We start from the raw sequence: 14097 nt of genomic DNA, 5'->3' as shown, positions 1-14097 counted from the left end.
AAAGCTAATAATCAAAAAGTACAGTGGCATGGCCAAATATTCTTAAAAATAAACTTCTGTGAACGCTAACAGTAAAGAAAATCAAGTAAATCTTTTCTCTTTCAGATTCAAAACTAGATTTATAAAAAGAAATCCTTGCAGGTTACCTTACGTCACCCGATATTCTGGTGATAGGAAGTTAGAAACTTGGAGGGATAATAATGTTAGAAGGATCTTTTAAACGAAATGAAATGTGGAGATGGCAGGAGTTAATTTATATGCTGTTTCTTGTATTAGTACTGATTCCGATTTTCATTGAAACTGTATTATTTAATTATCTATTAGACATTTTTCAAAATAAGTTATATGCCGGTACATTGAATGGCTTCATCATGGCCATCATTTTTACAACGGCGCTTTACATCATCGTGTTGAAACCCGAGAAACAATCTTGGAAAGCTGTCGGACTACAACCGGTTCCTCTAAAAGAATGGAAGTTGGTAGCCGTTTGGACAATTATCCTGATCATCGTGAGCATCGGTTTGGTTGTTGGGATGTCTTTTATAGGAGTTGGAACCGAAAACAGCAAAACGGAAAGTCTCCAGTCACAGATGACTTTGTTGAACTTTGCAATAGGATTTGTCTCGGCCGTTATCATTTCTCCTATCTATGAAGAAATCTTTTATCGCGGTTTCCTTTACCGGTTTTTCAGCAGCCGCTATGGCGTTTTGAGCGGCATGCTGATCAGTTCTCTTATTTTTACGGTTGTCCATATCCCTACATTCAACACCTTGCCAGTGAATTTTGTTTCGGGCCTTATTTTTTCATGGGTCTATCAAAAAACTGGATCCATTATTCCAAGTATCCTAATTCATGGAATATTTAACGGGATTGCAGTGATCCTGACTGCCATAGCTTAACGATTCTCTCTCCAGACTGCCATGGTCCAATTGTCAGTTGGGAGGGATTTCTTTTTTAGCAGCCATCTCCAGAAAGCTGATAATAGCAGGTGAAATTGGATAGAGACCCAGTTCAGCGGAAGCTTCGGGAGATCTGCGCACTTCCCAAAAAGCCTCAACCAGTTCCGGATCGTCGCCAAACGTTTCTTCCGATAGAATATCGACATCTTCAAGAATAAGCTGACCTTCCAAAGAGATAGGGGAAACCCCATTCTTAAGACAAAGCTCAATCCTTTTGATGACATTGATCCACTTTTTAGTGGTCCTATCCCCGCTTTCAAGTTTAGGCAACTGACTTTTAAGATGCGCTTGCTGTTCCAGAGAGAAATATTGATTCCAATCTTTTTCTTTCTCTTCTTTCGCCACCAAGGAAATTAAATCCTCCCAGTGAAGGATTGCTTTTAAGTCCAGTAAATTCAATAGCGATTGGGTATGCTTCAAAGAATTTGTCAGGTGCTCCATCTCTTCACTCAACAAAGACTGATGAGCAAGCAAGATAGCAGACATCGACTGTTCTTCCAGGATACTCCGACTGTCTTCGAGCGATAGGTTCAACGATTTGAGCAGAAGTATCTTTTGCAACTTCAGGATATCCTCTTTGGAATAGTACCGCTTCCCACCTGCAGCCTTCTTTGAAGGGCGCACCAACGCGATTTGATCGTAATAACGAATCGTCCGCACCGAGATATTCAAAATCTTTGATAATTCGCCCGTTGATAAGTAACTTGTACTTTCTTTGTTTTCCACTTCTTAAATTCACTCCTAAAATTTTAACTTCTGATAAAGTCATGATATGTAAACTAGTTCATTTACTTTAAAAGGCTAATGCTTTTTTTCTCATTTGGTCTCTCTCGCTTTTGTATTTTAAAACAGTATAAATCCTTGAATGGCTACAATTAGTGCGAAGACAGATAAAAGAACCAAAGAGTAGGCAGTTGCTTTTTTTTCTTTTCGGAACTCTTTGATTCCCATTATCAAAAACATCAAACTCATAGAGAGCAACATAAAGTGTCGGTACTCGAAGTTCTTTGTGATTAATGAAAAAATAGCCAACCCAAATGTCAGTACTCCAAATATAGTGTGTAGAATTGTTAACAAGAAATTCTCCCTTCCTTTTTGCTCATTTTCATATAAATTTTTTGGCTTCTATCTTTTGCATTCAAACGAATAACTAGCGAAAAGAGCGCTATGTATTTCTAACTCGGTATTCCCACCATTCTCTGAACACTGTGTGCTTAAAGAGTCAATTTGTTTGGTATTAAAATAGCTGAAAGTAATAACTAGAGCAAAAGCCAGCAATAAAACACTCACAACGATCAACAAACCGTTTGTACCGTTTATTTTTGACACGATTGTTTCCTCCCTTTTCTTTCTTTTTGGCATTTACTAAAGTTTAACTTAAATTTCCAGTTTTAGAAGAAAAAAAGAAGATACTAGAGAATAATATCTTCTTTTTTTATTTCTTCTGGAAATCGCTTTGAACCGGTATCTTTCAGTTTAAAAGAAGCATAAAATAAGGCTACATTTAAACTTAATTAAGACTAAATTTAAGGGGTGAAAACGTGCGAATTCCAATCAGTCGACTGGTAAAAGAATTGAATCTGGAGGCCCATCAACTCCGAGAAAGGGAAAAACGAGATTGGCTTGGCGAAGTAGTAAAAGACCCGAAACATAATTACCAACGGGTTTATACGGAGGAACAAGTGGAACGGATCCAGTTAATCGCCGAAACCATTCAAGCTCAGCGAGCGCAAGGGATTAAACGGACAGACTTTGAGTAAGTTGAGGCTACATTATTGGAACGGTTCGGAGGAGAATTGAAGCGGATAAACACGGATTTAGTGGTTGCTCCACAGTCCCTCAACCAAATTGTTGAACTGCTTATAGGCCAGAACTAGAAAATCAACGAGCTGCAGCAACTCATGCAACAGCAGCCGAAAAATTAACTACCGGATCCAGTGGATCATACAGAAGTTCTTGTTGATATGAAAAATGAACTGAAAAAGAGCCAAGAACCAGAAGAACAACTATTATTCATCGTCCAGCAAGTGCAAAGCGACCTGTACGAATTGAAAAAAGCCCCGGCAAAATCCAAATGGAAGTTTTGGGGCAAAGACTAGGATTTGAATGTAACTTATGTGCAGTTAAGTTACATTCAATCTCAAGCGATTAAGTACTTGTCCAAATTAATTTGAGAAACGATCAAAATGGAGGAATCTTTATGAGGAAATTGCTGCTTTTTTTGTACATTGTTTCTTTGGTGATCGTATTAATTGGATTCTACGGGATGAACTTTTTCACAGAAACTGTTGCAGAAGACGGCACGGGTGGTGGCAATGGCAATCCAGCCCTGTTTATTCCGGTTTTTCTCATGCCATTTTTCTTTTATTTTTTATACGGTACTACAGAGCTCTCTATGCGACTCGCAGCAAGATATAAAAAAACAGCACGCTAGTTACTAGCTTAGTACTTAGTGTGATATCAGCAGTAAGTATAGTGATTTATACGGTCAACAAAGCTCAGGGTTTACGGAAAATAATCATTCAGAAACAAGATAACTTCGAAAGTATCTCCCAGATTCTATTATGGAACACCTTTTCTAACTCTATTTTTTTCAATCCGCTAACTTTCATTCTGCTCATATTACTTTGCTATATTGCAGGTGCAATTTGGTGTATCAGTAATAAACGCAGAACGAAAAGAACGCGTCCAATGAAAATAAGTAATCGAGTAACAGAAAAATAGTTTTCTCTTTAAAACAAATGTAACTTAATGTGAATTAAGTTACATTCAAAAACTTCATTCTACTGAACTTTGAAGAGTACTAAGAGAAAGTGGATTTGCTAATTTTCTAGATAGATTGTTTTTCCATTTACATCCACTGAAATTACTTTCTCATTAATTTTCAGATTCGAAAGGTCTTTAAAATCATCCGATTCAATAGCTATGGTTGTCTGACCGATTTTTTTGTACACATGAGGTGTTAATTTCTTATACAAATAAACTTCTCTCGGATCTCCCACATCGGGATGCAGTCCCTTCACATGATTAACAATAAGCAAATGCTTTTCATTTTGATCATAGAGACTTATAGGGTGCCGACTTTGTTCGTCTTTTAAGACTACAGATAAAAACGAAACAACAATTGAAAAGGGAATAAAAAATATCATAAGAGCAATCGAAATATACTTCATAGCAAGGACTTCTTTGAAATAGGCATAGAGGCTGAGAAAGAATGGGGCAGTTAATGTTACATCGGTATAGGGCAGCAACAGCTCTAAATTATGTGCATGGTAGACAAATGTATAACTTTTCTCGATTAAAGCGATTTTCATTAGAAGCCTAATCATGAAATAGAGAAAGGTAAAAATTAATATAACGAGGTAAACCTTTCTTTTCTTCATGCAACTGCTCCTTTTTTCATACGTAAGATTAGACGAAGTTTGAAAGCAGCTGGTTTCTTATTTATCCAAAAAGAAGACTACTTTAAATAATTCTTTGAATGTAACTTAATAGCAATTAAGTTACATTCAATCTTCATTGTTTACAATCGACGTTTCGGGCGGAAAATAGCTAGCCAGCTTTTGAATTGTTGAGAAATGGGATTCCGTTGTATAGAGGTTAAATCCATCCCCGTCATACCAAATCTCTATAACCGTTGAGGCCCTGTTCATGTCAAAGTGTGGCCACATCCAGGTCTTCTCGCGTCCAAACCAGCTTTTCCCTATCACGGATTTATACATGATATTATCCGAAAAAGAAAATGCGTAGAAGTTATTACTAGAGGCTATCCAAAAAGTTTCTTGTAGAACAAAAGACAGTGAAGAAGGTGTTTCGATTGTGAGTTTAAAAACAGGAAGGCGTTTGTTTTTCAGACCTTCAAATCTTAATGAGTACTCAATGTTTTTGCCTTGAAAAAGGCGTTCCAAATCATCTTCCATCCCAGTAAACGGTTCAAATGTAAGATAGAGTGGAAACAGGGCTTTCGTACAAATGAAATCAGTTAGTATTTCACATGTCGAATCAGAATCGTTAACGGATTCAGAAGGGCCCATATAAAACTTTACAACGTTTTGAACGTCTTCATACATGAGCATTTCTCCATCCGAACCAATAGTTTCATGAGTGATGTAGACCTTGCTCATAAGTTTCATCTCCTTTGCATTGAAGGATATCTTTGGTTCTTAGTATCACACTTTTAGTTAGAATTTGCAGTTTACATAACGTTGATTGAATGTAACTTATTATCAATTATGTTACATTCAGAAATTCGTCCTTATTACTCTTAATGGCTATAGAAGAGGGTAGAGGAAACAGTGTAAGGAGGTCGATTTCTGATGAAGAAGATTGTTCTAATGTTTATTGGTATATGGATTGTGGTCATTCCTGCTTTTCTTCTTTTTGGAGCTGATCCACGAGATATCTTGAATATTTTCATTGCTAATGTACTGGTAGTTGTTATTTTATTGATTTATACAACTATCCGAAGAAAAAGAGCCAGTCCATAAAAAATTTCTATTGGTTTTGAATGTAACATAAGTGTAATTAAGTTACATTCAAAATCCTTGTTCTAAAGAAATTAAAAGCACCACAAGAGAAAGTGAATTTGCTCGAAAAAAGATACATTCAAAAGGCTATTCTGTCAGGCTTTTAAAGCTATGGGACATAGTTTACATATCACTGAGTTATCGGAAGAAATTAATGATCCATCTTCATTGAAGGCATGTATTATTAATTTATTGGTTTTTAAATTTAATTGCTTTGAGACCTACCATTGGAGGAAACGACATCTATGTTTGATAATTTAATCGGTATTTTATACTTCCTTACTATTCTTTACGGTCCTTATGTGCTGCTGATTTTATCCATTTTCTTTTTGATAAGAGGTTATGTGAAATCTTCCTCTCGATCGGTTCTTGTGAGTATTCTATTATTTCTTCCAAATCTTCTTGCTCTGTTGTTAATAGAACTTGAACCCATCTTATATGTATTCTTACTGTTTCCTGTGATTCAAATCTTTATTTATTTAAAGATGCGCAAAATAAATAAAATGAATAACCAGACCCCCAACCTAACACAGTAGTTAAACGGAATACTGCAATCTTTTTTCATAAGTGACTTGTATATGACCGATTACTAGAAACTAAAGCAAAATTAAAAGAGAAAGGCGATGCTATTAAGTCAGCATCGCCTTTCTCTTTTAATATTCTTATACGACTTCCTATAATTCAGGATATGTAAACTAAAAATAATTTTCTTTCTATTACTATTATTATTACTATTACTATTACTATTAAATTGTCTTATTAATTCCTTTCTTTCAGGCCGTAGAGTTTATTTACCAAAAGTCATAATCCAAAGGTTCAATAACCCTAATGGAGCAACAAGAACAAAAAAGATGGCATTAGCCGCGATAGCAATCAGCCGAGGATTCCCTTTTTTTCCGAATATGGCTAAGATAAACCCGATTCCAGGACCCCCAACAATCGCCAATAACACCCACTGAAGAAAGTGATCGTAGTAATAATTAAAGTCAATCGACACATTCCCGTATTCCAACACAGTGTCAATGATTTGCATGGTTAAAGCGATAAAGAATAAAAAAAATGATAAAGCGTTCAGTTTGCCCATCTGTTAACCTCCTAGTCAATGGTTCCATATTTTTCAAGCACATAGCTGTTACAATAATGAACGGGATTTTAAAAAATAAAGAGAAGAAATATTGCTAACCAATATAGCAAGATGAAAAAGCAGCGATTCGTTGCTAGCCGTCAATCGCTTTTGGCTTTCCTTAGTTATTTTGAATGCGAAAGTTAAACTATATATGCCTATAAACAAAAGAAATGCAGACCTCGCTATTTAAAAGCATCTAATTCTTCTAGCCTACTCACTCTATTGTGCAATCAATTTTTCCCTTTGCTCTGATGATTTTCATGTTTTTCCTCTAGTATGTATATATACGTTTATTTTACCTAGTAAGTTCCAAGGGTTGGCAATATATCATTTTCCATAAACTGTTAACGAAAAGCTGTTTATTCTTCATGATAAGGATTTGCGAAATAATACTATTAAATATAAATTACATAAGAAGGACATGAGTAAGATCCTAGTTATTTTTAAGTTCTACTGAGTTAATGATTGACGCTTCTCTTTTGTTAGAGACATCAATCAAAACTACTTATTTGAGAGTTATTAGCATAGCCTTTAATAAAGCAGTGAACTCAATACCTGTTCCTAAAAATGTAGGTAACAACAAAAAGATAGCTAGATAATTCCGGAAATAAAAGCGTTGCTAAAAGTACCCATTTCCGAACAAGTAGCAAAAGTCTTACGGACTTAATGCATTTTAGTTTTTATAGAAGAAGTAAAAAGACTTTTAAAAAGTACCTAATGGACATAACCTAAAGGAGTGGATAGAAATGGCGATGAGAATACTGGATATCCCCACAACTTCGATTTCGAATGTCAAACGGTCACCTATGGAAGCTTTTCAGAAGGCTGATCAAGAAGCTGCTGGTGTGTATGTCTTTAACCGTGAAAAGATTGCCGGTGTGATGCTCACTCAAAAACAATACGAGTCCTTGAACAGAGAAATCGAAGAACTTTACGATCAACTGGCTGATTTAATGGCAGAAAAACGGCTGCTGTCTGAAAATGTCTCTACTTTTTCAGACGTGGAAGTTCGCGGTGCAATCGCAACTGAATCCCCTGTTATTGATGAAGAAGACGGGTGGGAATAACGGTTGTATCAGCTTGAATGGACACAGTATTCAAAGGAAGATTATGAACAGCTTGATGGCAGCCAAAAGATTTTCGTCAATAAAGCGCTGGACCGGATCAAATTGAGAGGCATGGAAGCCGGCCAATCCCTTCATGGCAATTTGGCGCAATGCAACAAGCTGAGAAACAAGAAGATGGGCATCCGGATTATTTTCAGAGAAGCCGAGGGAACTATCCAAGTGATTCAGATTGTAGCCATTGGGAAACGTGATAAAGAAAAGAATTATAAAATGGCTGAAGAGCGATTAAGCTAATTGAAATGAAGAACAGGTTTCTCCGACTAAAAAGAGTCCGGCATGTCGGCACTTCTAAAGTGCTCGCTTTGCCGGACTCTTATTTTATTGAAACAGATATTCTCTAATTCGAAGACTCCAACTTCTAATAATCCCACATATGTAAACCAATTACCTTATTAGAATATTGTTTTGGCCAGTAAAAAATGACCTCCGCTTCTAATCCAGCTAATTTAAACCAATTCACTATGTTAATCCTAAATGCTCTCGGAAAGTATGCCCTTCATATTGCTTTCTGAAGACGTCTCTTTTTTGCATCTCAGGAACAATGAACTCAACAAAGTCCTCTAAACTACCGGGTAATGTAGGAGGCATAAGATTAAATCCGTCAGCTACACCCGCCTCAAGCCAAACCTCCATCTGATCAACAATTTCTTCGGGAGTTCCAATCAGCGTAAAGTGTCCGCCGCCAGCATTAAGATATCCTAATAGTTCTTTTACCGTAGGCCGAGTGTCATTAATGATTTCCAGTATTGTTTCGTATCGTCCAACTGGACCTGTAAATTCTGCTGCTGGAAGTAATGGAGGTACTTTTTTATCGATTTCCCAATTAGAGCAATCTTGTTGAAGAAAGAAACTCAACCGCTTTAAAGCAGTTTCTACAGGCAATTTTTCATCTAATGCTGATTTTTTGGCAAGAGCTTCTTCATGTGTACGACCTACATAGGTGACTAAGCCTGGGAATACTTTAATATGCCGATCGCAGTCTTCGTTTCGCTTAATCTGTTCCTCCAACTTTTTACGAAACTTTTTTGCTTGGTTTAAGTTCCATGACACAGAATAGACTGCATCTGCATATTTTGAGGCTAATGCGATGCCTTGCTTAGAAGCCCCTGCTTGCATTGCTACTGGCNTTGCTGTCCCATGATAGAAATAACTTATTCATCAAAGCAGCAAATTCATCAGCTTTTTCATACCGTTCGTCATGAGAAGGCAGTTCTGTCATACTGTGATTTAATGCTTCCCAATCTGTCATTGAGGTAACAAGATTCCACCCAACACGTCCATTAGTAATATGGTCTAGGCTTAATAGTTGTCTTGATGCAATGAAAGGATTCGAAAAGGTGCTGGAGATTGTAGAAACTAGTCCCACATAATTTGTCACTTGAGAAATAGCGGTTAAACTGACTACTGGATCTAGCCAAAATGCCGGCATTTCACTAGAATCGTTAGCTGGGAATGATTGATTGTCGGCAAAAAAAACTGCATCAAAGCACCCCGTTTCGGCTAACTGTGCTAAGGATTGATAGTAGGAAATGTCTCCAATGCGTTCCACGCTCGAATCGGGCATTAACCATGCAGCTTGATGATGCCCACATCCATACAGCAAAACACCTAAGTGTAGTTGTTTCTCCTGAGTTTTATTCATTTGTTACACCTCCATGTATGTCATGATTGCCTGCTTTAAATATTCTTCTTTTGAAAGTCTATCTATTTTAAGTTGAGTTATTAATTCATTGTCAAACCGCCATCTACTGTAATATTTTGACCTGTAATACCATCCGCATTTTCTGAAGATAAATAAGCGACCATTTTGGCTACATCTTCAGGAGTCGTTACTTTCTTCAATGGCGTTGATTGAGCAATTAAATCGAATACTTCCGGAGTTGTGACAGAACTGGCATCAGTCGTTTTTAATAAGCCACCTGAAACTACATTTGCTTTTATGCCGTATTGCCCCAGTTCTGAGGCGATATTGCGTGTAAAACCAATTAGTCCAGCCTTAGCTGTTGTATATTCATGGTAAGGTACAACTGGATTTTGATATAAATTGGTACCGATACTTATAATGTTTCCATTCTGCCGTTCAATAAATTGCGGCATAACACTTTGAACTACATTAAATGCGGCCTTTAAAGTACCATCTAGCTGTTTTTGATAATCCTCCCAAGTAAGTTGAGTAAAGGATTTTTGTTCGTTAGGATCAAATTTGAAGTCTACCAACGCATTGTTGACCACAACATCTATTTGACCAAAATATTCCGTTGCTTTCTCTACCAATGCATCAACTTCTTTACGATTTGTGACATCGGCACAAATTGCAATAGCATTCTCTTTACCTAACTCAGAAACAAGCTCTTCAGCGGCACCTTCGCTCTTATAATAATTGATAACCACTTTAAACCCTTGTTGTGCCAATGTTTTTACAATAGACGCTCCTAACCCTCTACTACTACCCGTTACCAATACTGTTCTGTTCATTGTAACCACTCCTAATTTTTAATGTTCCTAAAACTTAAATAATAAAGTGATAGATAAATAAAAAATATACAACCTCCATTAAATATTACGAGAAAGGTATTTTAACCTAAATATCGGTGGTATAAAGTTTTAGCTTCAGGAATGCTTTTCGTTCCATGAATCAAAACACGGCAATCCTTGAAAATAACAAGACGATATTCTTCAGTTGAGAAAGACAGCAGATATGGATTGCGTGAAACCTTTCCAGGCTGTTTGGACAAGGCTTTATCCAAGCTTTCCAAATCTCTGTCTATAGGTCTGGAAGGACGGATCTGCACCGTATCCCTACCGCATAAAACGGCGGTTTTTATTTGGTTTGAAAAAGAAAGATAAGGATATGAAGGCTCCGCTCCGCAAGAAGGGCAATCCTCTTTTTTAAACTTATCGACGTTAATAGATGATTGGTGATTTTTCCATAGATCGAAGGAGACCAGCTTGTTTCTTAAATGAAGCCTATCTTCGACCAAAATTTTTAATGCCTCTGAAATTTGGAAAGACAGGACCATTTGGACAGCAGGACTGATGATGCCAACCGTATCACATGTTGCGCTCCCCATCGGCACATTCTCCAGCAGACAATTCAGGCAAGGTGTTTTACCTGGAATAATCGTGTAATTAATTCCATAACTTCCAACACACGCACTGTAAATCCAAGGAATCCGGTGTTTTTGGGAAATATCATTAATAATCATCCGGATATCAAAATTATCGCTGGCATCCAGAATCAAATCAACGCCTCCTACAAGCTGCTCCATTTCTTCAACCGAGACATCCATAACATGACAGCGGATTTTCACTTCAGAATTAATAGCCGTTAGTCGTTTTTTAGCCGCCACCGCTTTTGGGGTTCGCTGTTCCGCTTCCTCTTCGGTATAAAGCTGCTGGCGCTGCAGGTTGCTCCACTCTACATAATCTCGATCCGCGATGGTTATATTGCCTATTCCTGCCCGCACTAACATTTCGGCACTTCCAGTTCCCAATGCGCCAGCACCGATTATCAAGACATGCTTGTTCCTCAATTTCTCTTGTCCATCTATCCCTATCGGTGCAAAAAGCTCCTGTCGAGAGTATCGTCCATTCAACTGATGCTCATCCCTTCAAGTGGGCTGCTAGCAGTGGCATATCGTTTTTTTGGAATTCGTCCTGCTTCAAACCCCAGTCTTCCTGCTTCGATTGCAAGTCTCATGGCTCTGGCCATTTTTACGGGATCTTTCGCCCCGGATACAGCCGTATTCAGCAAGACGCCAGCTGCTCCCATTTCCATTGCAACAGCAGCGTCAGAAGGTGTTCCGATTCCGGCATCAACAATAACCGGAACACTTGTCTGTTCAATAATGAAAGAAAGATTCAATCGGTTAATGATTCCCTGGCCAGATCCTATGGGAGATGCACCGGGCATTATAGCGTGACAACCTAATTCTTCGAGGCGTCTGGCCAACAGAACATCGTCGGATGTATACGGTAAGACGATAAATCCTTCTTTTAATAGTTCTTCCGATGCTTTTAATGTTTCAAGTGGATCCGGCAGCAACGTTTTTTGGCAACCGATTACTTCCACTTTAATCATGTCACAAAGACCTGATGCCTTAGCTAGTTTTGCAATTCGTACCGCTTCATTGGCAGTCTTGGCACCGGCTGTATTTGGAAGTAAGGTGTACTTTGAAACATCCAGATTTTCCAGGAAATTAGGCTGGCTCGCTTCAAATATATTCATTCGTCGGACTGAGAACGTTAGAATCTCTGTACCTGACACATCTACAGCCTCTTTTTGTATATCAAAATCTTGATACTTGCCAGTACCCAATAACAATCTTGATGAGAATTCGTGATTTCCAATTTTCAACATGTTCATCCGCCTCCTACAAAATGTACTAATTCAATTTTATCTTTATCGGAAATTAGAGTTGCTGTATGTTCCGCTTTTTCCAATATTTCAGCATTTTTTTCGACAATGACTACTTTATGGTGCATTTCAAAATGTTGCAGCAGTTCGGCTATCGTTTTCACTGTATTGGGTACTTCTACTTGATCTCCATTTACCGTCAATAACATTTTCTTCACCTCATTATTGGATTGGTTTTTCGGATTGACCGATCTACACGAAAAGGGGATATATCAATTGAAGGAGATTTTCCTTCAATCAAATCAGCCATTACCTCTCCGGTGATCGGCGACAGCAATATGCCGTTTCTAAAATGGCCTGTCGCTATAAACAGCCCTTTGTAATCGGGATGTTCGCCTAAATAAGGCAAGCCATCAGCAGTTTGCGGACGAATTCCAGTCCACGCTCTTTCCCATTCGCTCTGTGATATGGAAGGCACTATTTTTTTTGCATTCTTCATTAACGAAAAAATTCCCTCTAAAGTGACTTGTTGATTAAATGTATTCGGTATGACAGTTGCTCCTATAATGATTCTTCCGTCTTTTTTCGGAACAAGATAGCAACCTGGCGTGAAAATTGTCCTCGATAATAAGGGGACCTCTGTCCGTACAGAAAAACATTCGCCCTTTACAGGATACATTTTGAGCTGTAAGCCTATCTTCATTAACAACTTCTCGCTCCAAGCTCCTCCTGTTACTACAACGTTGCTGCTCATAAAATCGCCTTCACTTGTGATAACACCTGTGATTTTTCCGTTTGAGAAATGGAAGGAATGAACTTCTACATTTTCTTTTATCACGCAGCCGAGTGCTGAAGCAGATTTTAAAAATCCTAAAGCCAGCTGAGGAGCTGCTACTTGGCCATCTTTTTCAAGATACATAGCGCCAATTACCTCATTGGACAATGCCGGCTCTCTTTTTCTCGCTTCTTTACCTGTAAGCAACTCGGCTAGTTCCCCGTTCTGTTTATGGATCTCACTGATTCGATAGTGTTCCTGTTGCTCCCAATCAGTTAAGGCAAGCCTTAGCATTCCCTTTTTCACAAGTTCAATATCAATGCCGCTCGTCATTTTCAGTTCATCTGCTAAGTCGCTAAATAATGCCCTGCTGGTTCTGGCTAATTGAAAAAGCGGACCCTGCCCATCCAACTCAGCTTAGGCGCCCAGCATCCCAGCTGCCGCTCCAGATGCTTTACTTACAAGCTGGTCTTTTTCCAGCAACAAAACCTTTATTCCTCTTTTCGCCAAATTAAAAGCTATTGCTCCGCCGTTGACTCCGCCGCCGATTACAATGGCATCGTACGTTTTATTCATTAAAATCTCTCCTTAACCATTGCATGCAAAATATTATCTAGATAAATAGGAACGGTACTGCTGCACCGCTTCCAAAGGGTCTTCTGCTTCCAATATACCTGACATTACAGCGATTCCTTGTGCTCCCGCTACAATAACATCCCTACTATTTGTCGGTTTTATTCCACCAATCGCTATAACTGGGATAGAAATTAATTCGGAAATGAAACTCAACTGTTCTAACCCTTTTGGAATGAGCCCTGGTTTTGATTGAGTAGAATATACGTGGCCGAAAATTACATAATCAGCACCTTGTTGCTCAGCAATTTGAGCTTCTTCAAGGGAATGGACGGAACAGCCAACTGTCAAATCCGCAAATTTCAGTTTTACAGTTTCAACAGGCAACGAATGATAGGCTAAGTGAACTCCTTTCACATTTGAAATATAGGCAACATCTACCCGGTCATTAATTATTATTTTTGAAGGAGGAACTTTTTTGTCTATTAAAAGCTCCACCATTTCATATACTTCTTTTGCTGTTTTCGTTTTTTCACGAAGGTGAATGAAATCGATGTCAAGATGAATCCTGCTGATGATATCTGCTAATTGTTCCGGATTTTGCCTTCCTGTTGATGTTTATGGCATTCTAAAAATGTAGTCTTTGGCAGTTAA

16 protein-coding genes and 3 pseudogenes are annotated in these 14097 nt (G+C 38.1%); 7 read left to right on the top strand and 12 right to left on the bottom strand.

All coding sequences use genetic code 11. The features are described 5' to 3' along the window. The first annotated feature begins 200 nt into the window (after positions 1-200). A complete protein-coding gene (locus GJB59_RS00100) occupies positions 201-899 on the top strand; it encodes a CPBP family intramembrane glutamic endopeptidase (protein ID WP_142829728.1) in 699 nt (232 codons plus the stop codon). A 33-nt stretch (positions 900-932) separates the two neighbouring features. Here the strand turns inward: GJB59_RS00100 and GJB59_RS00095 are convergent, their stop codons facing one another. Together GJB59_RS00095 and GJB59_RS00090 are read right to left on the bottom strand one after the other, a co-directional pair. Next, positions 933-1685, bottom strand: coding sequence for a MerR family transcriptional regulator (locus GJB59_RS00095; protein WP_142829730.1), 753 nt, complete (start codon positions 1683-1685; stop codon positions 933-935). Between the two features lie 117 nt (positions 1686-1802). Further along, positions 1803-1931 carry a DUF3953 domain-containing protein gene (locus tag GJB59_RS00090; RefSeq protein ID WP_142829765.1) on the bottom strand — a complete coding sequence of 43 codons (129 nt, stop codon included), beginning with the start codon at positions 1929-1931 and terminating at the stop codon, positions 1803-1805. A 569-nt stretch (positions 1932-2500) separates the two neighbouring features. On the opposite strand from GJB59_RS00090, the gene GJB59_RS00085 reads away from it, so the two are divergent. From GJB59_RS00085 to GJB59_RS00080, 3 genes are all read left to right on the top strand, one after another. Further along, positions 2501-2719, top strand: a complete 219-nt coding sequence (locus GJB59_RS00085) for a MerR family transcriptional regulator (protein ID WP_142829732.1) — start codon at positions 2501-2503, stop codon at positions 2717-2719. 204 nt (positions 2720-2923) lie between these two features. Further along, complete coding sequence (locus GJB59_RS19165; RefSeq protein ID WP_268951294.1) at positions 2924-3058, top strand: hypothetical protein; 135 nt, start codon at positions 2924-2926, stop codon at positions 3056-3058. 101 nt (positions 3059-3159) lie between these two features. Continuing rightward, the gene (locus GJB59_RS00080) at positions 3160-3393 is read left to right on the top strand and encodes a hypothetical protein (protein WP_142829734.1); all 234 of its coding nucleotides are present in this window, start codon (positions 3160-3162) and stop codon (positions 3391-3393) included. A gap of 388 nt (positions 3394-3781) precedes the next feature. Here the strand turns inward: GJB59_RS00080 and GJB59_RS00075 are convergent, their stop codons facing one another. Both GJB59_RS00075 and GJB59_RS00070 read right to left on the bottom strand, forming a co-directional pair. Beyond that, positions 3782-4342: a hypothetical protein gene (locus tag GJB59_RS00075; RefSeq protein ID WP_142829736.1), complete on the bottom strand. Its 561-nt coding sequence runs from the start codon at positions 4340-4342 to the stop codon at positions 3782-3784. Between the two features lie 126 nt (positions 4343-4468). Beyond that, the gene (locus GJB59_RS00070) at positions 4469-5083 is read right to left on the bottom strand and encodes a hypothetical protein (RefSeq protein WP_142829738.1); all 615 of its coding nucleotides are present in this window, start codon (positions 5081-5083) and stop codon (positions 4469-4471) included. 192 nt (positions 5084-5275) lie between these two features. Here GJB59_RS00070 and GJB59_RS00065 point away from each other — a divergent pair, with 192 nt between their 5' ends. Further along, complete coding sequence (locus GJB59_RS00065) at positions 5276-5446, top strand: hypothetical protein (RefSeq protein WP_185960107.1); 171 nt, start codon at positions 5276-5278, stop codon at positions 5444-5446. Between the two features lie 826 nt (positions 5447-6272). On the opposite strand, the gene GJB59_RS00060 is transcribed toward GJB59_RS00065, so the two are convergent. Further along, on the bottom strand, positions 6273-6569 hold the full coding sequence (locus GJB59_RS00060; RefSeq protein WP_142829740.1) for a hypothetical protein: 297 nt from the start codon (positions 6567-6569) through the stop codon (positions 6273-6275). Between the two features lie 788 nt (positions 6570-7357). Between GJB59_RS00060 and GJB59_RS00055 the strand changes: the two genes are divergently transcribed. Together GJB59_RS00055 and GJB59_RS00050 are read left to right on the top strand one after the other, a co-directional pair. Further along, a complete protein-coding gene (locus tag GJB59_RS00055) occupies positions 7358-7678 on the top strand; it encodes a hypothetical protein (RefSeq protein ID WP_142829742.1) in 321 nt (106 codons plus the stop codon). A gap of 3 nt (positions 7679-7681) precedes the next feature. Continuing rightward, positions 7682-7972, top strand: a complete 291-nt coding sequence (locus GJB59_RS00050) for a type II toxin-antitoxin system RelE family toxin (protein ID WP_142829744.1) — start codon at positions 7682-7684, stop codon at positions 7970-7972. Positions 7973-8197: 225 nt separating this feature from the next. On the opposite strand, the pseudogene GJB59_RS00045 reads toward GJB59_RS00050, so the two are convergent. From GJB59_RS00045 to tenI, 7 genes and pseudogenes are all read right to left on the bottom strand, one after another. After that, positions 8198-9380: pseudogene (locus tag GJB59_RS00045) on the bottom strand (LLM class flavin-dependent oxidoreductase). Positions 9381-9460: 80 nt separating this feature from the next. Then, positions 9461-10213: a 3-oxoacyl-ACP reductase gene (locus GJB59_RS00040; RefSeq protein WP_142829748.1), complete on the bottom strand. Its 753-nt coding sequence runs from the start codon at positions 10211-10213 to the stop codon at positions 9461-9463. Between the two features lie 101 nt (positions 10214-10314). Next, entirely contained in the window at positions 10315-11334 is a 1020-nt protein-coding gene (locus GJB59_RS00035) for a thiazole biosynthesis adenylyltransferase ThiF (protein ID WP_142829750.1), read from the bottom strand. Further along, positions 11331-12098, bottom strand: coding sequence for a thiazole synthase (locus tag GJB59_RS00030; protein WP_142829753.1), 768 nt, complete (start codon positions 12096-12098; stop codon positions 11331-11333). The genes GJB59_RS00035 and GJB59_RS00030 overlap by 4 nt, the downstream gene beginning before the upstream one ends. A gap of 2 nt (positions 12099-12100) precedes the next feature. After that, on the bottom strand, positions 12101-12304 hold the full coding sequence (gene thiS / locus GJB59_RS00025; RefSeq protein ID WP_142829755.1) for a sulfur carrier protein ThiS: 204 nt from the start codon (positions 12302-12304) through the stop codon (positions 12101-12103). A gap of 5 nt (positions 12305-12309) precedes the next feature. Continuing rightward, a pseudogene (gene thiO, locus GJB59_RS00020) lies at positions 12310-13446 on the bottom strand (glycine oxidase ThiO). 33 nt (positions 13447-13479) lie between these two features. Further along, positions 13480-14046, bottom strand: a pseudogene (gene tenI, locus GJB59_RS00015) (thiazole tautomerase TenI); the annotation flags it as partial. Positions 14047-14097 lie beyond the last annotated feature (51 nt).

It is taken from the genome of Planococcus soli (assembly GCF_016881065.1).
In the GTDB taxonomy this organism is placed as follows: Bacteria; Bacillota; Bacilli; order Bacillales_A; family Planococcaceae; genus Planococcus; species Planococcus soli.
The sequence above is the reverse complement of the archived record's forward strand: the minus strand, read 5'-3'. Positions and strand labels throughout refer to the sequence as shown.

Bases quoted from the DNA above. Each gene is read 5' to 3' on its own strand.
- GJB59_RS00100 (WP_142829728.1), top strand. From the start codon at position 201: ATGTTAGAAGGATCTTTTAAACGAAATGAAATGTGGAGATGGCAGGAG.
- GJB59_RS00090 (WP_142829765.1), bottom strand. From the start codon at position 1,931: ATGAGTTTGATGTTTTTGATAATGGGAATCAAAGAGTTCCGAAAAGAA.
- GJB59_RS19165 (WP_268951294.1), top strand. From the start codon at position 2,924: ATGAAAAATGAACTGAAAAAGAGCCAAGAACCAGAAGAACAACTATTA.
- GJB59_RS00080 (WP_142829734.1), top strand. From the start codon at position 3,160: ATGAGGAAATTGCTGCTTTTTTTGTACATTGTTTCTTTGGTGATCGTA.
- GJB59_RS00075 (WP_142829736.1), bottom strand. From the start codon at position 4,342: ATGAAGAAAAGAAAGGTTTACCTCGTTATATTAATTTTTACCTTTCTC.
- GJB59_RS00070 (WP_142829738.1), bottom strand. From the start codon at position 5,083: ATGAGCAAGGTCTACATCACTCATGAAACTATTGGTTCGGATGGAGAA.
- GJB59_RS00065 (WP_185960107.1), top strand. From the start codon at position 5,276: ATGAAGAAGATTGTTCTAATGTTTATTGGTATATGGATTGTGGTCATT.
- GJB59_RS00060 (WP_142829740.1), bottom strand. From the start codon at position 6,569: ATGGGCAAACTGAACGCTTTATCATTTTTTTTATTCTTTATCGCTTTA.
- GJB59_RS00055 (WP_142829742.1), top strand. From the start codon at position 7,358: ATGGCGATGAGAATACTGGATATCCCCACAACTTCGATTTCGAATGTC.
- GJB59_RS00040 (WP_142829748.1), bottom strand. From the start codon at position 10,213: ATGAACAGAACAGTATTGGTAACGGGTAGTAGTAGAGGGTTAGGAGCG.
- GJB59_RS00030 (WP_142829753.1), bottom strand. From the start codon at position 12,098: ATGTTGAAAATTGGAAATCACGAATTCTCATCAAGATTGTTATTGGGT.
- thiS (WP_142829755.1), bottom strand. From the start codon at position 12,304: ATGTTATTGACGGTAAATGGAGATCAAGTAGAAGTACCCAATACAGTG.